The sequence below is a fragment of the Staphylococcus sp. NRL 16/872 genome (assembly GCF_022815905.2).
Lineage (GTDB): Bacteria > Bacillota > Bacilli > Staphylococcales > Staphylococcaceae > Staphylococcus.
Genome location: NZ_CP119327.1, coordinates 1,290,585 through 1,314,274 on the forward strand (window position 1 = coordinate 1,290,585; position 23,690 = coordinate 1,314,274).

At 32.5% G+C, this 23,690-nt stretch carries 23 protein-coding genes; 22 read left to right on the forward strand and 1 reads right to left on the reverse strand.

All coding sequences use genetic code 11. From position 1 onward, the window contains the following. Nucleotides 1–184 precede the first annotated feature (184 nt). From lepA to recO, 19 genes are all read left to right on the forward strand, one after another. Entirely contained in the window at nucleotides 185–2,008 is a 1,824-nt protein-coding gene (gene lepA, locus MT340_RS06490; protein WP_243589248.1) for a translation elongation factor 4, read from the forward strand. A 220-nt stretch (nucleotides 2,009–2,228) separates the two neighbouring features. After that, nucleotides 2,229–3,353 (forward strand): radical SAM family heme chaperone HemW, encoded by a 1,125-nt coding sequence (hemW, locus tag MT340_RS06495; protein ID WP_243589249.1) that lies wholly within the window; start codon nucleotides 2,229–2,231, stop codon nucleotides 3,351–3,353. A gap of 99 nt (nucleotides 3,354–3,452) precedes the next feature. Continuing rightward, complete coding sequence (gene hrcA, locus MT340_RS06500; protein WP_243589250.1) at nucleotides 3,453–4,430, forward strand: heat-inducible transcriptional repressor HrcA; 978 nt, start codon at nucleotides 3,453–3,455, stop codon at nucleotides 4,428–4,430. Between the two features lie 31 nt (nucleotides 4,431–4,461). Then, nucleotides 4,462–5,094: a nucleotide exchange factor GrpE gene (gene grpE / locus MT340_RS06505; protein WP_243589251.1), complete on the forward strand. Its 633-nt coding sequence runs from the start codon at nucleotides 4,462–4,464 to the stop codon at nucleotides 5,092–5,094. A 60-nt stretch (nucleotides 5,095–5,154) separates the two neighbouring features. Next, nucleotides 5,155–7,017 carry a molecular chaperone DnaK gene (dnaK, locus tag MT340_RS06510; RefSeq protein WP_243603692.1) on the forward strand — a complete coding sequence of 621 codons (1,863 nt, stop codon included), beginning with the start codon at nucleotides 5,155–5,157 and terminating at the stop codon, nucleotides 7,015–7,017. Nucleotides 7,018–7,168: 151 nt separating this feature from the next. Then, on the forward strand, nucleotides 7,169–8,302 hold the full coding sequence (gene dnaJ / locus MT340_RS06515; RefSeq protein WP_243589253.1) for a molecular chaperone DnaJ: 1,134 nt from the start codon (nucleotides 7,169–7,171) through the stop codon (nucleotides 8,300–8,302). A 3-nt stretch (nucleotides 8,303–8,305) separates the two neighbouring features. Then, a complete protein-coding gene (prmA, locus tag MT340_RS06520) occupies nucleotides 8,306–9,244 on the forward strand; it encodes a 50S ribosomal protein L11 methyltransferase (RefSeq protein ID WP_243589254.1) in 939 nt (312 codons plus the stop codon). 1 nt (nucleotide 9,245) lies between these two features. Next, nucleotides 9,246–9,998, forward strand: a complete 753-nt coding sequence (locus tag MT340_RS06525; protein ID WP_243590244.1) for a 16S rRNA (uracil(1498)-N(3))-methyltransferase — start codon at nucleotides 9,246–9,248, stop codon at nucleotides 9,996–9,998. Between the two features lie 5 nt (nucleotides 9,999–10,003). Beyond that, the gene (gene mtaB, locus MT340_RS06530) at nucleotides 10,004–11,350 is read left to right on the forward strand and encodes a tRNA (N(6)-L-threonylcarbamoyladenosine(37)-C(2))-methylthiotransferase MtaB (protein ID WP_243603693.1); all 1,347 of its coding nucleotides are present in this window, start codon (nucleotides 10,004–10,006) and stop codon (nucleotides 11,348–11,350) included. Nucleotides 11,351–11,481: 131 nt separating this feature from the next. Next, nucleotides 11,482–11,658 carry a 30S ribosomal protein S21 gene (gene rpsU / locus MT340_RS06535; RefSeq protein ID WP_000048060.1) on the forward strand — a complete coding sequence of 59 codons (177 nt, stop codon included), beginning with the start codon at nucleotides 11,482–11,484 and terminating at the stop codon, nucleotides 11,656–11,658. A 222-nt stretch (nucleotides 11,659–11,880) separates the two neighbouring features. Then, a complete protein-coding gene (locus MT340_RS06540; RefSeq protein WP_243590245.1) occupies nucleotides 11,881–12,531 on the forward strand; it encodes an NfeD family protein in 651 nt (216 codons plus the stop codon). A 12-nt stretch (nucleotides 12,532–12,543) separates the two neighbouring features. Further along, nucleotides 12,544–13,530: a flotillin-like protein FloA gene (gene floA, locus MT340_RS06545; protein WP_243589255.1), complete on the forward strand. Its 987-nt coding sequence runs from the start codon at nucleotides 12,544–12,546 to the stop codon at nucleotides 13,528–13,530. Nucleotides 13,531–13,548: 18 nt separating this feature from the next. Beyond that, on the forward strand, nucleotides 13,549–14,253 hold the full coding sequence (locus MT340_RS06550; protein ID WP_243589256.1) for a hypothetical protein: 705 nt from the start codon (nucleotides 13,549–13,551) through the stop codon (nucleotides 14,251–14,253). Nucleotides 14,254–14,640: 387 nt separating this feature from the next. Continuing rightward, complete coding sequence (locus MT340_RS06555) at nucleotides 14,641–15,588, forward strand: PhoH family protein (protein ID WP_243589257.1); 948 nt, start codon at nucleotides 14,641–14,643, stop codon at nucleotides 15,586–15,588. Continuing rightward, nucleotides 15,589–16,050: an rRNA maturation RNase YbeY gene (gene ybeY / locus MT340_RS06560; protein WP_103299129.1), complete on the forward strand. Its 462-nt coding sequence runs from the start codon at nucleotides 15,589–15,591 to the stop codon at nucleotides 16,048–16,050. A gap of 7 nt (nucleotides 16,051–16,057) precedes the next feature. Next, on the forward strand, nucleotides 16,058–16,393 hold the full coding sequence (locus tag MT340_RS06565; RefSeq protein ID WP_103299128.1) for a diacylglycerol kinase family protein: 336 nt from the start codon (nucleotides 16,058–16,060) through the stop codon (nucleotides 16,391–16,393). Nucleotides 16,394–16,414: 21 nt separating this feature from the next. Next, nucleotides 16,415–16,819: a cytidine deaminase gene (cdd, locus tag MT340_RS06570; protein ID WP_243589258.1), complete on the forward strand. Its 405-nt coding sequence runs from the start codon at nucleotides 16,415–16,417 to the stop codon at nucleotides 16,817–16,819. Next, nucleotides 16,820–17,719, forward strand: coding sequence for a GTPase Era (gene era / locus MT340_RS06575; protein ID WP_243603694.1), 900 nt, complete (start codon nucleotides 16,820–16,822; stop codon nucleotides 17,717–17,719). Between the two features lie 31 nt (nucleotides 17,720–17,750). Continuing rightward, on the forward strand, nucleotides 17,751–18,503 hold the full coding sequence (gene recO / locus MT340_RS06580; RefSeq protein WP_243603695.1) for a DNA repair protein RecO: 753 nt from the start codon (nucleotides 17,751–17,753) through the stop codon (nucleotides 18,501–18,503). 64 nt (nucleotides 18,504–18,567) lie between these two features. On the opposite strand, the gene MT340_RS06585 is transcribed toward recO, so the two are convergent. Beyond that, entirely contained in the window at nucleotides 18,568–19,959 is a 1,392-nt protein-coding gene (locus MT340_RS06585; RefSeq protein ID WP_243589260.1) for a glycine--tRNA ligase, read from the reverse strand. A gap of 333 nt (nucleotides 19,960–20,292) precedes the next feature. On the opposite strand from MT340_RS06585, the gene ccpN reads away from it, so the two are divergent. From ccpN to dnaG, 3 genes are read left to right on the forward strand one after another with little or no spacing between them, the layout of a single operon-like run. Continuing rightward, nucleotides 20,293–20,916 carry a transcriptional regulator CcpN gene (ccpN, locus tag MT340_RS06590; RefSeq protein ID WP_243590246.1) on the forward strand — a complete coding sequence of 208 codons (624 nt, stop codon included), beginning with the start codon at nucleotides 20,293–20,295 and terminating at the stop codon, nucleotides 20,914–20,916. Nucleotides 20,917–20,927: 11 nt separating this feature from the next. Beyond that, nucleotides 20,928–21,743: a pyruvate, water dikinase regulatory protein gene (locus tag MT340_RS06595; protein ID WP_243589261.1), complete on the forward strand. Its 816-nt coding sequence runs from the start codon at nucleotides 20,928–20,930 to the stop codon at nucleotides 21,741–21,743. Nucleotides 21,744–21,803: 60 nt separating this feature from the next. Beyond that, nucleotides 21,804–23,615, forward strand: a complete 1,812-nt coding sequence (dnaG, locus tag MT340_RS06600; protein ID WP_243589262.1) for a DNA primase — start codon at nucleotides 21,804–21,806, stop codon at nucleotides 23,613–23,615. The last annotated feature ends 75 nt before the right edge of the window (nucleotides 23,616–23,690 follow it).

Here is a 23,690-nt window from a genome sequence, read left to right on the forward strand (position 1 = left end):
CTAATTCAACACTTTATAATTGAAGTATAAATTAACAACTAGTTCGTTGAAATAAGTTAATTTAAATCATTAAAGTAACAATATAATAGTTTATCTCAAATTTGCAATTAAGTTTTAAAAACGATATTATATCAAAGATGTATACATATACGGGCTAATTTTATGAAAGCGAGAATGATAGGTTATGGATATGCAAGAACGCTATAACAGAAGAGAGACTATCCGAAATTTTTCTATAATTGCTCATATTGATCATGGTAAATCAACATTAGCTGATAGAATTTTGGAGAACACAAAATCTGTAGAAACAAGAGAAATGCAAGACCAATTATTAGATTCTATGGATCTTGAAAGAGAACGTGGTATTACAATTAAATTAAATGCTGTACGTTTAAAATATGAAGCGAACGATGGAAAAACTTATACGTTCCATCTTATTGATACACCAGGACACGTAGACTTTTCTTATGAAGTATCTAGATCATTAGCCGCTTGTGAAGGTGCAATACTTGTTGTTGACGCTGCACAAGGGATTGAAGCACAAACATTAGCAAATGTTTATTTAGCATTAGATAATGAATTAGAATTACTCCCTGTTGTTAACAAAATTGATTTACCTGCAGCTGAACCAGAGAGGGTAAAACAAGAATTAGAAGACGTTATCGGTTTAGATCAAGATGACGTAGTGTTAGCAAGTGCTAAATCAAATATTGGGATAGAAGAGATTTTAGAAAAAATCGTAGAAGTTGTACCGCCTCCAGAAGGCAATCCAAGTGCACCATTAAAAGCACTTATTTTTGATTCTGAGTACGACCCATATCGAGGCGTCATTTCATCAATTCGTGTAATGGAAGGCGTAGTAAAAGCAGGCGATCGTATAAAAATGATGGCTACAGGCAAAGAATTTGAAGTAAGTGAAGTAGGTATTAACACACCTAAACAGTTACCTGTTGAAGAGTTAACTGTTGGTGATGTTGGATACATTATTGCAAGTATCAAGAATGTAGATGATTCTCGTGTGGGTGATACAATTACTCATGCTGAGCGTCCTGCTGAGGCGCCTCTAAAAGGTTATAAAAAAATGAATCCTATGGTTTATTGTGGATTATTCCCAATAGAAAATAAAGATTATAACGATTTAAGAGAAGCGCTTGAAAAACTTCAATTAAACGATGCTTCATTAGAATTTGAACCTGAATCATCTCAAGCTCTTGGTTTTGGTTTCAGGACTGGTTTCTTAGGTATGCTTCACATGGAAATTATTCAAGAACGTATTGAAAGAGAATTTGGTATTGAATTAATTGCTACTGCTCCATCTGTAATTTATCAATGTATAATGAAAGATGGTTCAGAAGTAACTGTAGATAATCCTGCTCAAATGCCAGAACGTGATAAAATTGAGGCAATCTATGAACCATATGTAAAAGCGACTATGATGGTTCCTAATGATTATGTAGGTGCAGTAATGGAACTATGCCAACGTAAACGTGGTCAATTTATCAATATGGATTATTTAGATGATATTCGTGTAAATATTGTTTATGAAATCCCATTATCAGAAGTCGTATTCGATTTCTTTGATCAACTTAAATCAAATACTAAAGGTTATGCTTCATTTGATTATGAGTTCATTGAGAATAAAGAAAGTAACCTTGTGAAGATGGACATTCTGTTAAATGGCGACAAAGTCGATGCTTTAAGTTTTATCGTTCACAAAGACTTTGCCTATGAAAGAGGTAAGGCTTTAGTTGAAAAATTAAAAACATTGATTCCTAGACAACAATTCGAAGTACCTGTCCAAGCTGCTATCGGCCAAAAAATTGTTGCTAGAACTAACATTAAATCAATGGGTAAAAACGTTTTATCAAAATGTTATGGTGGCGATATTAGCCGTAAGCGTAAACTTTTAGAAAAACAAAAAGCAGGTAAAGCTAAAATGAAAGCTGTAGGAAGTGTAGAAATTCCACAAGATGCTTTCTTAGCGGTATTAAAAATGGACGACGAATAGTATATAAAAGAGGTTGAGACAATTATAGGTACTGTTTATATAGTGAGTGAGGCAACGAAATTCTTTTAAAAATTAAGATTTCTGTTTCACTCCCTTATAACAGAATTTAGTAGAGTAATTAACTGTCATAAGTAAGGATTAAACTTACTTAAAACTACTAAACTCTTGTACCTTTGTCTTAACCTTTTTTTATTCGAAAATTATAAGTGGGGGTGTAAAAATGTCGGTTAAAAGTGCTTATATCCATATTCCATTCTGTGTCAGAATTTGTACGTATTGTGATTTCAACAAATACTTTATTCATAAACAACCTGTAGATGAATATTTAACTGCACTAATTGAAGAAATGAAAACTAGCCAAAATAGAGAATTAGAAACTATGTATGTGGGTGGTGGTACGCCAACTGCATTGAGTGAAGCTCAACTTGAAAGATTGCTCAAGGCTATTAATTCTATATTTAAAATCAATGGTGAATATAGTTTTGAAGCTAACCCTGATGAACTTACTTTTAATAAAGTTAAATTATTAAAAGACTATGGCGTTAATAGAATATCTATGGGTGTCCAAACGTTTAAACCTGAATTATTAAAAATTCTTGGTCGTACGCACCAAACTCAAGATATTTATAATGCAGTTAATATTGCAAGAAAAGCAGGGATTGAGTCTATAAGTTTAGATTTAATGTATCATTTACCTTCACAAACTTTAGAAGATTTTTCGGATAGCTTAAATAGAGCGCTTCAAATGGATATTGATCATATTTCGAGTTATGGGTTAATACTTGAACCTAAAACTCAATTTTATAATATGTATCGTAAAGGCAAACTCAAGTTACCGAATGAAGACTTGGGTGCAGACATGTATCAATATTTAATGAAGTCATTAGCAGATACTCAATTTCATCAATATGAAATTTCTAATTTTGCTAAACCAGGACATGAATCAGAACATAATAAGGTGTATTGGCTAAATGAAGAATATTATGGTTTCGGAGCTGGAGCAAGTGGATATGTGAATGGGGAACGTTATTCAAACTTAAATCCAGTTCAACATTATATAAATGCAATAAACAATGGAAAACGTCCTATCTTAACCAGCAATTTTCCTACATTTGAAGAAAAGATGGAAGAAGAAATGTTTTTAGGTTTAAGAATGAATAAAGGTGTTAATAGACAAACGTTTGAAAATAAATTTAACGTTTCTTTAAATGAGGTATTTGGTCAAACAATCAATCAACTTAAAAACAAACATTTACTAAAAGAAAATAATGATTATATATCGTTGACTGAAAGGGGAAAAGTGATAGGAAACGAGGTTTTCGAGGCGTTTTTATTAAATATATAATTTTTTATAAAAATCAGAGCTTTAACGTTGACTTACTTTGACCAATTTGATAAATTATAATTAGCACTTGAGATAAAAGAGTGCTAATGAGGTGAAAACATGATTACTGAAAGGCAATTAAGCATTTTAAATGCAATTGTTGAAGATTATGTTGATTTAGGACAACCTATTGGTTCTAAGACCTTGATTGACAGACATCACTTAAATGTGAGCCCAGCTACGATTAGGAACGATATGAAACAACTTGAAGAATTAAACTTTTTAGAAAAAGCACATTCTTCATCAGGTCGTTCTCCTTCAGAGAAAGGTTTGAGATTATACGTCAATCAATTATTAAAACAAACATCTCATCATAAACAAAAGAAAGTTCAACGGTTAAATCAACTATTGATTGAGAATCACTACGATATTTCTTCAGCATTAAGTTATTTTGCAAACGAATTATCTATGAAATCTCAATATGCAACGTTAGTTGTTCGTCCTAATCACAATAAAGATATTATAAATAATATTCATTTAATACAGGCTAATCCGTCTATATTAATTATGGTTATTATTTATCATTCCGGCCATGTAGAACATTTGCAATTAAGTTCTAATATAAGTTTGAATAGTAATAGATTAACAGAAATAGCGAAATTTATTACTAGTAACTATGGTCTTGAAGATACAACGTTAAATGAGAAAACAAAGTATTTTTCAAAGACTCTAGAAGAAGAATATTTTGTAAATGATTTAATAATAATGCTTAATTCTCATTTACTCAAACAAAGTAATAGCATTTTCATGGGCGGAAAGGTTAAACTAATTGATGCATTGAATGAAACCAATGTTTCATCTATTCAACCAATTTTACAATATTTAGAATCTGAACGGATTACTGAATTACTTGAAGATATATCTACTTCAGGTATTAATGTAAAAATTGGTAAAGAAATTGATGATAGTCTGAGTGATATTTCAATTGTCACTAGTCAGTATCATTTTGATGATTCTCTAAAAGGACAAATTGCGGTTATCGGACCAACTGCGATGCATTATCAAAATGTGATTCAATTACTTAACCAAATTTGGTAAGTCTAATTGTAATTATATTGGAGGGCATAACATGACAGAAAAAGATGAATCTGTAAAAAACACTACAGACGTTTCTGAGGAAAAAGAAGCACGTAAAGAGGAACCAACAACAGTAGAAAACGGTGACTCAACTACTTCTACTTCAGAAGATGATAATTTACAAAATAATGACGTTAGTGAAGAAAACACTGAAGAAACATCAGTAGATCCTAAAGATGAAGAAATTCAGCAATTACAATTAAAAGCTAACGAAAACGAAGAAAAATATTTAAGATTATATGCAGAATTCGAAAACTACAAACGTCGAATTCAAAATGAAAATGCAACAAATAAAAAATATCAAGCGCAAAGTGTCTTAACTGACATCTTGCCAACAATTGATAATATTGAACGCGCACTTCAAATTGAAGGCGAAGATGAATCATTTAAATCATTACAAAAAGGTGTACAAATGGTTCACGAAAGCTTACTAAGAGCTTTAAAAGAAAATGGTCTTGAAGAAATCGAGTCTGAAGGTCAAGAATTCGACCCTAACTTTCACCAAGCAGTAGTTCAAGATAATAATCCTGATTTTAAATCTGGCGAAATTACTCAAGAATTACAAAAAGGGTATAAGTTAAAAGATAGAGTCTTAAGACCATCAATGGTTAAAGTAAATCAATAATTTTATTTGACGAAAACACCATTTATTACATTAAACTAATCATATTGGAGGAATTTTATTATGAGTAAAGTAATCGGTATTGACTTAGGTACAACAAATTCATGTGTCTCAGTTTTAGAAGGAGACGAACCTAAAGTAATCCAAAACCCAGAAGGTGCTAGAACTACACCATCAGTTGTAGCATTCAAAAATGGTGAAACTCAAGTAGGTGAAGTTGCTAAACGTCAAGCTATCACTAACCCTAATACTGTACAATCTATCAAACGTCATATGGGTACAGACTACAAAGTTGACATTGAAGGTAAATCATACACTCCTCAAGAAATTTCAGCTATGATTTTACAAAACTTAAAAAATACAGCTGAAAGCTACTTAGGAGATAAAGTAGAAAAAGCAGTTATCACTGTTCCTGCATATTTCAATGATGCTGAACGTCAAGCTACTAAAGATGCTGGTAAAATTGCAGGTTTAGAAGTTGAACGCATTATCAACGAACCAACAGCTGCTGCATTAGCTTATGGTTTAGATAAAACTGATCAAGATCAAAAAGTATTAGTATTCGACTTAGGTGGCGGTACGTTTGACGTATCTATCCTTGAATTAGGCGATGGCGTATTCGAAGTACTTTCTACTGCAGGTGATAACAAACTTGGTGGGGATGACTTTGACCAAGTAATTATTGATTATTTAGTATCTGAATTCAAAAAAGAAAATGGCGTAGATTTATCTCAAGATAAAATGGCATTACAACGTCTTAAAGATGCAGCTGAAAAAGCTAAAAAAGATTTATCTGGTGTATCTCAAACTCAAATCTCTTTACCATTTATTTCAGCAGGTGAAAGTGGTCCATTACACTTAGAAATCAGTTTAACTCGTTCTAAATTTGAAGAATTAGCGGATTCATTAATTAAACGCACAATGGAACCAACTCGCCAAGCGCTTAAAGATGCTGGTTTATCTACTTCAGAAATAGATGAAGTTATCTTAGTTGGTGGTTCAACTCGTATCCCAGCTGTACAAGAAGCAGTTAAAAAAGAAATCGGTAAAGAACCTCATAAAGGTGTAAACCCAGATGAAGTAGTAGCTATGGGTGCAGCTATCCAAGGTGGCGTTATCACTGGTGACGTTAAAGATGTAGTATTATTAGACGTTACACCATTATCACTTGGTATCGAAATTATGGGTGGCCGTATGAATACGTTAATCGAACGTAATACAACTATCCCAACTTCTAAATCACAAGTATACTCAACAGCAGCTGATAACCAACCAGCAGTAGACATTCACGTGTTACAAGGTGAACGTCCAATGGCGTCTGACAACAAAACATTAGGAAGATTCCAATTAACTGATATTCCACCAGCTCCACGTGGCGTACCTCAAATCGAAGTGACATTTGATATCGATAAAAATGGTATTGTAAATGTAACAGCAAAAGACTTAGGTACTAATAAAGAACAAAATATCACTATCCAATCAAGCTCAGCATTATCTGATGATGAAATTGATCGTATGGTTAAAGACGCTGAAGAAAACGCTGAAGCTGATAAAAAACGTCGTGAAGAAGTAGACTTAAGAAACGAAGCAGATAGCTTAGTATTCCAAGTTGAAAAAACTATCTCTGATTTAGGCGATAACATCAGTGAAGATGATAAATCAAACGCAGAAAGCAAAAAAGACGCATTAAAATCAGCTCTTGAAGGCCAAGACTTAGATGAAATTAAATCTAAAAAAGAAGAACTTGAAAAAGTTGTTCAAGAATTATCAGCTAAAGTTTATCAACAAGCGCAACAAGCACAAAAACAAGCTCAAGGTGATGCACAACAACAAGCTCAAGGTGATGCACAACAACAATCAGGTAATGATAGTAATGTTGAAGATGCTGAGTTTAAAGAAGTCAAAGACGATGAAGATAAAAAATAATAGCTAATCGTTTATAAAGTTTGCTGGATTCAGTAAATAACTATAAATGTCAGCCAAAAAGTCAAAGTCAATTGAACATTGGCTTTGACTTTTTCTGTTATAATTAACATATTTGAAAACATTTAGAACGCGATTAAAAGGAGAGATAACAGTGGCTAAAAGAGATTACTATGAAGTTTTAGGCGTAAGTAAAGATGCCTCTAAAGATGAAATTAAAAAAGCTTATCGTAAGTTATCCAAAAAATATCATCCAGACATTAATAAAGAAGAAGGTGCAGACGAGAAATTTAAAGAAATTTCTGAAGCATACGAAGTGTTAAGCGATGAGAATAAACGAGCAAACTATGATCAATTCGGTCATGATGGTCCTCAAGGTGGCTTTGGTAGCCAGGGCTTCGGTGGTCAAGACTTCGGTGGATTTAGTGGCGGTGGATTTGAAGATATCTTTAGTTCATTCTTTGGTGGTTCTCGTCAAAGAGATCCTAACGCCCCTCGAAAAGGCGATGACTTACAATATACAATGACACTTGATTTTGAAGAAGCTGTATTTGGCACTAAAAAAGAAATATCAATTCGAAAAGATGTTACTTGTCATACTTGTAATGGTGACGGGGCTAAACCAGGTACTAATAAGAAAACATGTAGCTATTGTAATGGTGCTGGTCATGTTTCAGTGGAACAAAATACTATCTTAGGTCGAGTGAGAACTCAGCAAACTTGTCCTAAATGTGATGGTTCAGGTCAAGAATTTGAAGAACCATGTCCAACTTGTCACGGTAAAGGTACCGAAAATAAAACAGTTAAATTGGAAGTTACTGTGCCAGAAGGTGTAGACAATGACCAACAAATTCGTTTAGCTGGTGAAGGTGCACCAGGCGAAAACGGTGGACCACATGGTGACTTATATGTCGTTTTCCGTGTTAGACCTTCAGATAAATTTGAACGTGACGGCGACGATTTATTCTATAAATTAAATGTTAGTTTCCCTCAAGCTTCATTAGGTGACGAAATTAAAATCCCTACATTAAATGGAAATGTAATGCTTACTATCCCTGCTGGAACACAAAATGGTAAACAATTCCGTTTAAAAGATAAAGGTGTAAAAAACGTTCATGGTTACGGTCACGGCGATTTATTTGTTAATATTAAAGTAGTTACACCTACTAAGTTAACTGATAGACAAAAAGAATTAATGAGAGAATTTGCAGAAATTAGTGGTGAAAGTGTAGAAGAACAACCATCTAATTTTAAAGATAAAGCACGTAAATTCTTTAGAGGAGAATAAATAATGAACTGGACAGAACTTTCAGTTGTAGTTAATCATGAAGTTGAATATTTAGTTACAAACATTTTAGAGAACTACGGATCGAATGGTGTAGTGATTGAGGATTCTGATGACTTAATCAATCAACCAGCCGACAAATTCGGTGAAATTTATGAACTAAAAAAAGAAGATTATCCTGAATATGGTGTGAGATTAAAAGCTTACTTTAATGAAATAAAATATACTCAGGAATTAAAAGATAAAATTCATAATGACATTCTAGCTCTTGAAGAGATCGATAAAGATTCAGTTATTTTTTCTGAAAAGACTATAGCTGAAGTAGATTGGGCAAATGAGTGGAAGAACTATTTCCATCCTTTCAGAGCTTCCGAAAGATTTACTATTGTACCTAGTTGGGAACAATACACTAAGGAATCAAATGAGGAGCTATGTATTGAATTAGATCCTGGAATGGCATTTGGTACAGGAGATCATCCTACTACAAGTATGTGTTTAAAAGCGATTGAAACATATGTGTCACCATCTAATTCAGTAATAGATGTTGGAACAGGTTCTGGTATTCTAAGTATTGCAAGTCATCTTATTGGTGTTAAAAGAATCAAAGCACTAGATATCGATGAAATGGCTGTCAATGTAGCTAAAGAAAACTTTAAGAAAAACAATTGTGAAGATGCAATTGAAGCTGTTCCAGGCAACTTATTACAAGATGAAACTGAAAAATTTGATATTGTAATTGCAAATATTTTAGCTCACATTATTGATGAAATGATTGAAGATGCTTATAATACTCTAAATGAAGAAGGTTATTTTATTACTTCAGGTATTATTGAGGAAAAACATGAAGACATCGTGTCTCATATGAAGCGTGTAGGTTTCAATATAGTATCAATCAATCATGACAACGGTTGGGTTTGTATCGTTGGCCAGAAAGTGAGTGACTAAGTTGCAAAGGTACTTTATTAATCAAAACGCTGATGAAGATCAGCGTTTTTTTATTACGAGTAAAGAAGATATTCATCATATTACTAATGTAATGAGAAATGTTGTGGGAGATAAGATTATTATTACTTTCAACGATAAAAAGGTTTATACAACTCAAATCAGTAATATGGAATCAGATAAAATCGAAATTAAGTTATTAGAACAACAAGATATTAATACTGAATTGCCTGTGGAAGTGACAATTTGTAGTGGACTTATTAAAGCAGATAAATATGAATGGCTATTACAAAAAAGTACTGAGATGGGTGCTTCAAATTTTATAGCGGTTGGAATGGATAGATCTGTTGTAAAATTGCAAGCAAATAAAGTTCAAAAGAAATTAGAACGTTGGCAAAAAATTATTAAAGAAGCTGCTGAACAAAGTTATCGTTTAGTCATCCCAGATATAAAATTCAAGTCGAATTTAGATGAAATTTATGATACTATTAGTCATTATGACTATATTTTATTAGCATATGAAGATGAAGCAAAACGTGGGGAAGTTAGTCTTTTTAAAGAACAATTAAAACAATTTAAGACTAATGATCGCATTTTATTTATATTTGGACCTGAAGGTGGCTTTTCAGAAAAAGAAATTTCTAAATTTAGTGAAGTAGGTACCACTATAGGTTTAGGACCAAGAATTTTACGGGCTGAAACTGCGCCACTTTATGCATTAAGTGCTATAAGTTTCGAAAAAGAATTAATGGGGTGAATAATATGTCAACAGTAGCGTTTCACACTTTAGGTTGTAAAGTGAATCACTATGAAACCGAAGCAATTTGGCAACTATTTAAAGAAGCAGATTACGATAGAGTCGATTTTGAAACAAATGCTGATGTATTCGTAATCAATACTTGTACAGTAACAAATACTGGAGATAAAAAAAGTAGACAAATTATTAGAAGAGCAATCCGTCAAAATCCTGAGGCCGTTGTATGTGTTACAGGTTGTTATGCTCAAACATCATCTGCAGAAATTATGGAAATTCCAGGTGTAGATGTAGTAGTAGGTACTCAAGATCGCCACAAATTACTTGAATATATCGATCAATTTAGAGAAGAACGTCAACCGATTAACGGTGTTGGAAATATCATGAAAAACCGTACATATGAAGAATTAGATGTACCTTATTTCACTGATAGAACAAGAGCTTCTCTAAAAATTCAAGAAGGCTGTAACAACTTTTGTACATTCTGTATTATTCCGTGGGCACGTGGTTTGATGCGTTCTCGTGACCCTGAAAAAGTGGTTGAACAAGCAACTCAACTAGTTAATGCTGGTTATAAAGAAATTGTACTTACTGGTATTCATACTGGTGGTTATGGTCAAGATTTGAAAAACTATAATTTAGCACAGTTGCTAAGAGACTTAGAAGAAATCGATGGTTTAGAACGTATTCGAATTTCTTCAATTGAAGCTAGCCAATTAACAGATGAAGTCATTGGTGTATTGAAACAAAGTAATAAAGTGGTAAGACATTTACACGTACCACTTCAATCAGGTTCAGATACAGTCTTAAAACGTATGAGACGTAAATACACAATGGAACACTTCTCTGAAAGATTAACGAAATTGCATGATGCTTTACCTGATTTAGCAGTAACAAGTGACGTTATCGTTGGCTTCCCTGGAGAAACAGAAGAAGAATTCCAAGAAACATATGATTTTATTGTTAAACACAAATTTTCTGAACTTCACGTATTCCCATATTCATCAAGAATTGGTACACCTGCAGCACGTATGGATGATCAAATTGATGAAAATATCAAAAATGAACGTGTTCATAAATTAATCGCGTTAAGTGATCAACTTGCGAAAGAATATGCATCTAAATTTGAAGATGAAGTATTAGAAGTTATCCCTGAAGAAGCTGGTGAAACTGAAAGCACATTAGTTGGTTATGCGGATAACTACATGAAAGTAGAATTTAGAGGTGATGAATCATTAATTGGTCAAATTGTAAAAGTAAAAATTAATAAAGCTGATTATCCAATTAATATTGGTAGTGCTATTAGAGTAGTAGAGCATGCTACTAACAAATCAGAAGACGCTGTACTATTATAATTTTTAAAAATTATAAAGATTTGTAATTGACCATAATAATTTCATATATTATACTAATAAAAGCATAGTAAAAGTGCTATGTGCTTAATGACTTTAAAGTTCCGTTGATATTTGGAGGGAGGGAAATACAGATGTCTAAAACAGTAGTACGTAAAAATGAATCACTAGAAGATGCATTACGTAGATTTAAACGTTCAGTATCTAAAAGTGGTACTATCCAAGAAGTACGTAAACGTGAATTTTACGAAAAACCAAGCGTAAAACGTAAAAAGAAATCAGAAGCTGCACGTAAACGTAAATTCAAATAATTAATAGCTCTGTTGACTCCCTCAACAAGAATGTTAATTATATATATACTCTCGATTAGCCTTTGCTAATCGGGAGTTTTTTTATATCCAATTAGTTTTTCACTAACACTATAATATATAAATAGATTCATGTATAATCATAAACGAGAGCGAGGTGAAATTGTGACTTATTCTAACGCAATACATATAGGTTTTAATTCAGTTTTATCTAATATTTCTTGGATGAAAGATTTATCTAATACACTTACTCATCCTATTATTTCTTTAGTATTAACTTGTATTATATTTTTAGGCTTTTTATACCAACTATATTCTAAAAGGTTTAATTTAGCAGGTATCCTTGCTTCTTTAGCATTATTGGTTTTATTTTTAGGCTTTTTAATTAGTGGGGATGTTAATTTAATTTCTATATTGCTATTCTTCGTTGGTACGGTATTAGTGATAATTGAATTATTTATAGTAGGTGCCGTAATAGGGACTATAGGCATTACCCTAATAGTGCTAAGTATTATAATGCTTGGAGATAATATTCTCCTGATGTTACTAAATGTAATAATTGCCATAATCTTGGCTATTATTGAGTGGGTGATATTAGTGAAAGTATTCAAAAGAAAGATTCCATTTTTAGATAAGGTTGTATTAAAAGACTCCACATCTGCTGATGCAGGTTATAGATCTCACGATGACCGTTCTCATTTAGTTGGACAAACCGCTCGTACCGTTACGGATTTAAGACCAGCAGGTATCATTTATATTAATAATGAAAGAATTGACGCTGTGTCTGATGGTTCTTTTATTCTTAGAAATAAAGAAGTGAAAATTCTTGAAGTTGAAGGTACGAGAGTTGTTGTAAGAGAAATAGAACACTTATAAAGGAGCGATTTAATGTTTAGTTTTGGACTTATCATCATTGTTGTCATCATTATAGTAGCATTATTATTGCTATTCTCATTTGTGCCAGTAGGACTTTGGATATCTGCAATTGCGGCAGGTGTGAAAGTAGGTATTGGCACATTAGTAGGTATGAGATTACGTCGCGTATCTCCACGAAAAGTTATTAATCCACTTATTAAAGCTCATAAAGCTGGATTAAATTTGAAAACAAATCAATTAGAATCTCATTATCTTGCAGGTGGTAATGTTGATAGAGTAGTAGATGCAAATATCGCTGCGCAACGTGCAGATATTAATTTACCATTTGAACGAGGTGCAGCAATCGACTTAGCTGGTCGTGATGTATTAGAAGCTGTTCAAATGTCAGTAAATCCGAAAGTGATTGAAACACCATTTATTACTGGTGTAGCAATGAATGGGATTGAAGTTAAAGCGAAAGCTAGAATTACAGTTCGTGCGAATATTTCACGATTAGTCGGTGGTGCCGGAGAAGAAACAATTATTGCTCGTGTCGGTGAAGGTATTGTTTCTACAATTGGTTCAAGTGAACATCACACTCAAGTGCTAGAAAATCCTGATAATATTTCTAAGACAGTATTAAGTAAAGGATTAGATTCAGGTACAGCATTTGAAATTCTATCAATCGATATTGCTGATGTAGATATCGGTAAAAATATCGGTGCTGACTTACAAACTGAACAAGCGCTTGCAGATAAAAATATTGCGCAAGCCAAAGCCGAAGAACGTCGTGCTATGGCAGTAGCATCTGAACAAGAAATGAAAGCTCGTGTTCAAGAAATGCGTGCTAAAGTTGTTGAAGCTGAATCAGAAGTTCCTCTTGCTATGGCTGAGGCTTTACGCAAAGGTAACATCGGTGTGAAAGATTATTATAATTTAAAAAATGTAGAAGCAGATACAGGTATGAGAAATGCAATAAATAAACGTACTGAACAAAACGATGACGAATCACCGAAGTAACTAACAAGGGGTGATTAAATGAATATAGGTATTCTCATATTTGTAATATCTGTTATTATATCGATTGTGAGCGCAATGCGTGATAAAAGTCATGAAGAGCGTCATAATCAACGTCCTCCTCAAAGAAAAGTTGGGGGACCTAATCAAAAACCTGAACGTAAAAAAGGGTTTTTCGAACAATTAGAAGAAGCTTTCAACGAATTTGAAAAAGATTTATCAGATGAACCTAAGCAAACAAAAAAGTCTCAAAAAAAATCACAACATAAGAAAAAGAAAGTTTATCAAGATAAAAATCTTGAAAAAGAAATATATGAAGAGCAAAAACCCGAAGAAATCGGGCGAATGCAAAGACAACAACATCGTAAAGTTGAAATGCAACAAACCCAACAAAATAAAACAGAAAACCAAGGACGCCGTAGGGGTAACGAACGTCAAAAATTACAAAAGAAATTAGAACAAGAATTAGTTGATAGTTTATATAATGTTCGTTCTGAAATTGATCGAGAAAAAGAAAAGCAACTTACTCGTATTGAAAATAAAGCACGTGCTATTATTGAAGATAAAAATTTATCTGAACGAACTAAGCGCTATCGATTAAAACAATTGCTTAATAGTAAATCTATCGAACAAGATATGACACATCAAAGTTTACAATTTGATAAAGATCCCATTATTAATGGGCTAATTTGGCAAGAAGTGCTCGAAAAACCTAAGCAATTATAATGAGTCATTTACTTTAAAAATAAAATTATTTAAAGGAGCAGAACATTGAAATCTTTGGAATTAACATTGATTTCTGTTCTGCTCTTTTTACTTTGTACTACAGATATATGATTTGAAAGCTAAAATCTAAAAATTTAAATAATACTTATTATTAATACTAAAATTAAGTAATATTCTACCATGGACAAAACCTATTACATTTGTATCCTTTAACATTGTTTAGTAAAATTTAAGTGACAGATAGTATTACTATAAACAACTATTTAATATCAGTAATTTAGAAATCTACTAAGTTTTATAATTTATTTTAATGGAAAATTGGAGTTATAATTAAAACTGTCAATTTAAATTAATAAACATATTGTATTAGTGAAAAGGAGCGCTTTTATGCCAGGAATAATTCAAATAGACGACATTAATCATTCTCAAGCTTTAATAGGTAATAACGATGAACATTTAAAAGCTATAGAGGAAGCGTTCGATGTCGTGATACATGCTCGTGGACAAGAAATTGCTGTAAAAGGCCAGGTATTAGAGCATGTTGAAAAAGCAGAATTAGTTCTAAAAAATTTATTAAAGGTAATTGAATTGGGAAACTCGATTTCACTGAAAGATGTTGAAGCTGCTATTAAAATGGCACAAAATGATACAATTCAATATTTACTAGATTTATATGACGAAGAAATTACTAAAGATGCATTTGGTAAAACTATTCGCGCTAAAACAATGGGACAAAGATTATATATTAATGCAATGAAACGCAATGATTTAGTTTTCGGTATCGGTCCAGCAGGTACAGGTAAAACCTTTTTAGCAGTTGTTTATGCAGCTAAACAATTAAGAAAAGGGAATGTTAAACGCATTGTTTTAACAAGACCTGCAGTTGAAGCTGGAGAGTCTTTAGGTTTCTTACCAGGCGATTTAAAAGAAAAAGTTGATCCTTATTTAAGACCTTTATATGATGGTTTAAATACTGTGCTAGGAAGAGAACAAACTGCTCGCTTTATTGAGCGTGGTACAATTGAAATTGCACCTTTAGCATACATGCGTGGACGAACATTAGATGATGCGTTTGTTATCCTTGATGAAGCACAAAACACTACGCACGCACAAATGAAAATGTTCTTAACTCGATTAGGCTTCGGTTCAAAAATGGTTGTCACTGGCGACCAAACGCAAATTGACTTGCCAAAAGGCGTAAAAAGTGGTTTGAAAGAAGCAGTTAAAAAATTACATGGTGTGAAGGGCATTAATATTATGCAATTAGACCAAAGTGATGTAGTAAGACATCCATTAGTAAGTAAAATTATTGATCGATATGAAGGAGACATTTAAATGTTTACAATTGATTTTAATGATCACACTGGACTCGTCAAAGAGGATTGGTATCAACAAATTGATGACTTACTCAATTTTGCAAAAGATCAAGAAAATATCAAAGAAGAAGCTGAACTTTCAGTTACCTTTGTAGATAAAGATGAAATCCAAGATATTAACAAAACGTATCGCGATAAAGACAAAGTTACAGATGTTATTTCATTTGCACTTGAAGAAGACGAACCTGAGATTTCAGGCATGGACATTCCACGTGTATTAGGTGACATCATTATTTGTACTGATGTTGCTCAAGAACAAGCAGATAGTTATGGACATTCATTTGAACGTGAACTTGGATTTTTAGCATTACATGGATTTTTACATTTATTAGGTTATGATCATATGAATGAAGAAGATGAGAAAGAAATGTTTGGCCGTCAAGATACAATATTAAATGCTTATGGATTGACTAGAGATTAATAGATTTATAAATAGATTTAAATACACTTTTGATGGTTTTAAAACGCTTCTTATAAAAGATCATAATTACTTATTGCATATGATTGTTGCACTAATTGCAATTATTTTAGGATTCGTGTTTCATTTAAATCGATTTGAATGGATGTTTATAATACTAGCGATTGTTTTAGTACTGACGTTAGAAGCAGTTAATACTGCAATTGAGTGCGTGGTCGATTTAGTAACCATGGATTATCATGAACTTGCTAAACAAGCGAAAGATATAGCAGCGTTCAGTGTGATGTTAGTCTCTATCTTTGCATTGATTATAGGATTAATTATTTTTATTCCACATATTTTTTAGGTGGAAAAGGGGATGAGGTAAATGAGTTATCAATCGCATTATTTTCAAGAAGCAAGAGAAGCACAAAAACGTGCCTATGCACCATATAGTAAATTCAAAGTCGGCGCTTATTTAAAAGCGAAAGATGGTCGTACATTTTATGGCGCTAATGTGGAAAATGCAGCATATCCATCTAGTATATGTGCTGAAAGATCAAGTCTAGTCGCAGCAATTGCAGAAGGCTACAGACCTGGGGACTTTGAATCTATTACTGTCACAGTTGATGCAGAGAAACCGTCATCGCCATGTGGCACTTGTAGACAAGTATTAAAAGAATTATGTGATGATGATATGCCAGTGTATATGACAAATCACAAAGGAGAATTATTAGAGTCAACGGTAGCAGAATTATTACCTCATGGCTTCTCAGGAAAGGATTTAGAATAAATGACAGAATATAAGTCAGGATTTGTTTCTATTATAGGAAGACCAAATGTTGGTAAATCAACATTTATGAACAGAGTAATAGGACATAAAATTGCAATTATGTCAGATAAAGCTCAAACAACACGTAATAAAATTCAAGGTGTCATGACAAGAGATGATGCACAAATCATCTTTTTAGATACACCAGGCATCCACAAACCTAAACATAAATTAGGTGATTACATGATGCGTGTTGCTAAAAATACACTTTCAGAAATTGACGCTATTATGTTTATGGTAAACGTAAATGAAGAAATTGGACGTGGCGATGAGTACATTATGGAAATGTTGAAAAATGTTAAAACGCCAGTATTTTTAGTGCTAAATAAAATAGATTTAGTGCACCCAGATGCATTAATGCCAAGAATTGAACAATATAAAGAATATATGGATTTTACTGAAATCGTGCCAATTTCAGCATTAGAAGGCTTAAACGTTGACCATTTTATCGATGTTTTAAAAACATACTTACCTGAAGGGCCGAAGTATTATCCAGATGATCAAATTTCTGACCATCCAGAACAATTCGTAGTAAGTGAGATTATTCGTGAAAAAATCTTGCATTTAACGAGTGAAGAAATTCCGCACGCTATTGGTGTAAATGTAGATAGAATGATTAAAGAAAGCGAAGATCGTGTTAGAGTTGAAGCTACAATTTACGTAGAACGCGATTCTCAAAAAGGAATTGTAATCGGTAAAGGTGGAAAAAAACTCAAAGAAGTCGGTAAACGCGCTCGTCAAGATATCGAGATGCTACTTGGCTCAAAAGTATATTTAGAACTTTGGGTTAAAGTTCAAAAAGATTGGCGTAATAAAGTGAATTTCATTCGTCAAATGGGTTATATTGAAGACCAAGATTAAAAAATAGTTAGATTAGAGGCCGGTGAAGGAAATGCTCGAAAGACAAAAAGGGATTATTATTAAATCAGTTGACTATGGTGAATCTGATAAAATTATCACTATTTTAAATGAATATGGTGCTAAAATTCCTTTAATGGTTAGACGTGCTAAAAAATCAAGAACTGGCCTACAAGCCCATACGCAATTATTTGTGTATGGCTTATTTATTTATAATAAATGGCGCGGTATGGGGACTTTGTCTTCAATTGATGTCATTAATCAGTATTATGACTTACGTTTAGATATTTTTAATAGTAGTTATGCAACACTTTGCGCAGAAACGATTGATCGCTCGATGGAGCAAGATGAAGTGTCAACATATCATTATCAATTATTGCATTTTGTATTGGAAAAAATAGAAGAAGGCGACTCTGCTCAATTAATGTCAATCATTGTGTTATTAAAATGTATGAGCCGATTCGGTTTCACAGCTTTCTTTGACCATTCAGCAATTTCAGGAGATACAGATCAATCTCAACTAGTAGCATATAGCTTTAGATTTGACGGTACAATTACTGAAAAAGAACTAACACAAGATCCTCATGCTTTGCGTATTTCAAATAAAACATTTTATTTACTAGATGTTCTTCAAAAATTACCAATTAATAAAATGAATCATTTCAACATTAATCAAGACATTTTAGATGAAATGTCTGAATTACTTATTATGCTTTATAGAGAGTATGCAGGCATGTATTTCAAAAGTCAGAAACTTATAAATCAATTAAAACGACTTGATGAATAATCTAAAATTTAAAAAACCACACTTAAACAGATGAGAACGTTTAAGTGTGGTTTAACTTTAATTATTAAAATGCTACTTTTTCAGCTAAGAATGTTTCTAATTCTGAAATAGGCATACGTACTTGTTCCATAGAATCTCTATCACGAACAGTTACTTGGTTATCTTCTAATGAATCGAAGTCGAAAGTGATACAATATGGTGTACCGATTTCATCTTGACGACGGTAACGTTTACCGATTGATTGAGATTCATCAAAGTCAACTGAGAATTTAGCGCTTAATTGTTCGAAGATTATAATTGCTTCTTCTGATAATTTTTTACTTAATGGTAACACTGCAGCTTTATATGGCGCTAAAGCAGGGTGGAAGTGCATAACTGTACGTGCATCTTTACTTCCTTCTACACCTTCTTCTTCATATGCATCACATAAGAAAGCTAATGTAACACGGTCAGCACCTAATGATGGTTCAATACAATATGGAACGTATTTTTCATTTGTTTCAGGATCATGATATTTGAAATCTTCACCTGAATGTTCACTATGTTTTTTCAAATCAAAGTCTGTACGACTAGCGATACCCCAAAGTTCGCCCCAACCAAATGGGAAACGATATTCGATATCTGTAGTTGCATTAGAGTAGTGAGATAATTCTTCCTCATCATGGTCACGTAAACGCATGTTTTCTTCGTTAATATTTAAGTCTTTTAACCATTGGCTAGCAAATGTTTTCCAATAGTTTTGCCATTCGATTTCTTCACCAGGTTTACAGAAGAATTCTAATTCCATTTGTTCAAATTCTCTTGTTCTGAAAATGAAGTTACCTGGAGTGATTTCGTTACGGAAAGATTTACCAATTTGACCAATACCAAATGGTAATTTTTTACGCATAGAACGTTGTACATTTTTGTAGTTTACAAAAATACCTTGAGCAGTTTCTGGACGTAAGAAAAGCTCATTAGTAGAGTCTTCAGTTACACCTTGGAAAGTTTTGAACATTAAATTGAATTGACGAATATCTGTCCAATTTGCTGTACCACTAACAGGACAAACAATACCTTCGTCGTCAATGATTTTCTTCATTTCATCAAAGCTCAAGCCATCAGCAATAAAGTTTTCATCGCCTTTTTCTTTTTGCATGTAGTCTTCAATTAATTTATCTGCACGGTAACGAATTTTACTATCTTTGTTATCAATCATAGGGTCATTAAAGTTACCTAAGTGACCTGATGCTTCCCAAGTTTTAGGGTTCATTAAAATAGCAGCATCAATACCAACATTAAATGGTGATTGAGTGATGAATTTTTGCCACCAAGCTTTTTTAACGTTATTTTTTAATTCAACACCTAATGGACCATAATCCCAAGTGTTTGATAAACCTCCATAAATATCACTACCAGGGAATACAAATCCTCTGTGCTTTGCTAATGCTACAATTGTATCCATATCTTTAACCATATAATCTCTCCTTTAGAATAAAAAACGTCCCAAGACAATAAATAAATGTAAAGTCACATTTATTATTATCTTGGGACGAGTTAATTGATTTATCTATATAAAAATAATATAGTTTAAACTAATTTTAACCCGCGGTTCCACCCAATTTAGTGTAGACACTCGCTTTTATGAATTTAATGATTAGGCCAAGTTATTTTGTTAAGCTCACACCATCCTTAACTCGCTTATTAATAGTTTAATTCATTGATGATTTATAAGCAAGGATTTGTATGCATTTGTAGGTGTATGAATAAATAGGTATAATAGATATGAATTTAAAAGGGGTGAAGACCTATAGAACTGAGTAAACGTCAAGAACAGATAATAGAAATTGTTAAAACTGGTGGCCCAATCACTGGAGAGCATATTGCTGAAAAATTACAACTCACTCGTGCCACTTTGCGACCCGACTTAGCTATCCTTACAATGTCAGGTTTTCTTGAAGCAAGACCACGAGTTGGCTATTATTATTCTGGTAAATCAAAAAATAAAATTTTGAGTGATCAGTTACGTCAATATATTGTAAAAGATTATATGTCACCGCCTGTAATTGTCAAAGAAGACATGAGCATTTATGATGCTATTTGTACTATTTTTCTCGAAGATACAGGAACGTTATTTATTACTAATGATAATAATGATTTTATAGGTGTTTGTTCAAGAAAGGACTTATTACGCGCATCAATGATTGGCGAAGACATTCATACTATGCCTGTAGGTGTTAATATGTCTAGAATGCCTAATCTTACTTATTTAGAGGAACATGAATTAGTCATATATGCGGCAGACCAAATGATTGAAAAAGAAATCGATTCTATCCCTATAGTTAGAAAAAAAGACAATAATAAATATCAAGTGGTAGGTCGCATTTCTAAAACAACAATAGCGAAATTATTCGTATCATTATTTAAAGAATAGGTGGTATTACGATGGAAGATATAAAGATTATCATCGCATCCGATTCGATTGGGGAAACAGCAGAACTTGTAGCAAGAGCATGTGTTTCTCAATTTAATCCCAAAGAATGTAAACATGAGTTTTTAAGATATCCATATATTGAGACATTTGACAATATCGACGAAGTTATTCAAGTTGCTATTGATCAAAACGCTATTATAGTTTATACGCTTGTTAAACCTGAGATGAAAGATTATATGGAGGATAAAATAGAAAGGCATCAACTTAAATCTGTAGATATTATGGGGCCATTAATGGGATTATTAAAAGACTCATTTAACGAGAATCCATATAATCAACCAGGCAGAGTACATCGATTAGATGATGCTTACTTTAAAAAAATAGATGCTATTGAGTTTGCGGTTAAATATGATGATGGTAAGGATCCTAAAGGCTTACCTAAAGCAGATATCGTGTTAATAGGTGTTTCAAGAACATCTAAAACACCTTTATCTCAATATTTAGCACATAAAAGTTATAAAGTAATGAATGTGCCAATTGTACCGGAAGTTACTCCACCAGAAGCTTTATTTGAGATAGATCCTTCTAAATGTATTGCACTTCGTATTAGTGAAGATAAATTAAATCGAATTCGTAAGCAACGATTAAAACAGTTAGGATTAAGTGATTTAGCGAGATATGCAAATGAAGCACGTATTAAAGAAGAAATTCAATTTTTTGAAGAAATAGTTGAAAAAATTGGTTGTCCTATCATTGATGTTTCAGATAAAGCAATTGAAGAAACTGCGAATGATGTGCTACATATTATAGAACAGCAAGCAAAATAATTTTAATTTTTACTCGATAAAGGTATAATGTTATGACTAATATTTAATAGGTGATTTATTTTGCGAATTGAACAGTCAGTTATTAATGAAATAAAAGAAAAAACAGATATTCTAGATTTGGTTAGTGAATATGTGAAATTAGAGAAGAGGGGACGCAATTACATCGGTTTGTGTCCTTTTCATGATGAAAAAACGCCATCTTTTACAGTTTCAGAAGATAAACAAATTTGTCATTGTTTTGGCTGTAAAAAAGGCGGAAATGTTTTTCAATTTACTCAAGAAATTAAAGACATTTCATTTGTTGAAGCAGTTAAAGAGCTAGGTGAGCGTGTCAATATACAAGTTGATGTTGGTAATACTAGTCAACAAACTACGCAAATTGCTTCAGATGATTTAAGTATGATTGAAATGCATGAAAGCATCCAAGAATACTATATGTACGCCTTAATGAAGACGGTTGAGGGTGAAGAAGCGCTTAATTATTTAATGAGTCGTGGATTTACTGAAGAACTTATTAAGTCGCGTGGTATAGGTTATGCACCGAATAGCTCTCATTTTTGTCATGATTTTCTTGAGAAAAAGGGCTATGATATTGAACTTGCTTATGAAGCAGGTTTATTATCACGAAACGAAGAGAACTTCAGTTACTACGATCGCTTTAGAGACCGTATTATGTTTCCGCTAATGAACGCGCATGGCAGAATTGTTGGCTATTCCGGACGAACTTATAATAATCAAGAACCTAAATATTTGAATAGTCCTGAGACACCCATTTTCCAAAAAAGAAGATTACTTTATAACCTTGATAAAGCTAGAAAGTCTATTCGTAAAAATGATGAAGTGATACTACTAGAAGGATTTATGGATGTTATTAAGGCAGATTATTCCGGTCTTAAAACTGTAGTGGCAAGCATGGGTACTGCTTTATCAGATGAGCATATTACTGTGCTTAAAAAGCTCACTTCTAATATTACCCTTATGTTTGATGGGGACTTTGCAGGTCAAGAGGCTACGCTTAAAACAGGCCAAACCTTGTTACAACAAGGGCTAAATGTGTTTGCTGTACAGTTACCTAAAAACATGGACCCAGATGAATATATCACAAAATATGGAAAAGAGAAGTTTTTAGAATTTGTTAATAATGAGAAAAAGTCATTTATTTTATTTAAAGTAAATAGTCATAAAGATGAAATTAATAATAATGACTTAGCTTACGAGCGTTATCTTAAAGAAGTGACGCAAGATATCGCAATGATGAACTCTTCTATCTTGCAAAAGAAAGTAGTTCAAGATGTAGCTGATATATTTAATGTTGATCAGAATACATTAAACAATAATGTTAATTATCAACAACAATATATACCAAATGATGTCTATTATCCATCTGATTATGAACATCATAATAATGATAATAATTCCCCAAATATTTCGGCTATTTTCACACATTTAAATAAACAGGAAAAAGCGCAACGTGCTTTGCTTAAACATTTTATGAATGACAAAGATATCTTTTTAAATTATCATAAAGAAATTGAAGATGAAGATTTCACAAATAAATATTTTCAAAGCATTTATAAACTCTTAAAAGAATATTATGCCGAAAATGATAAATACACGATTAGTGATATCATTTTATATGTAAATGATAATGACGTGCGAGAAGCAGTGATTGCCTTGGATAATTATGAATTAAATAATGAACCCTATGATAACGAGATTGATGATTATATTAAAAGTATAAATGAACATAAATATGAAGATTCAATTGAAGAATTAAATCATAAATTGCGTGAAGCCTCACGCATAGGCGATGTTGAAATGCAAAAATACTATTTAGGACTAATCGTAAATAAAAATAAACAGAGAATGTAAAAAGAATTTTATAAATAAAACTATAAGAAACCCTTCTCAATCGGCAAAACGAGATGCGTAGCGTAATGAAGGGAG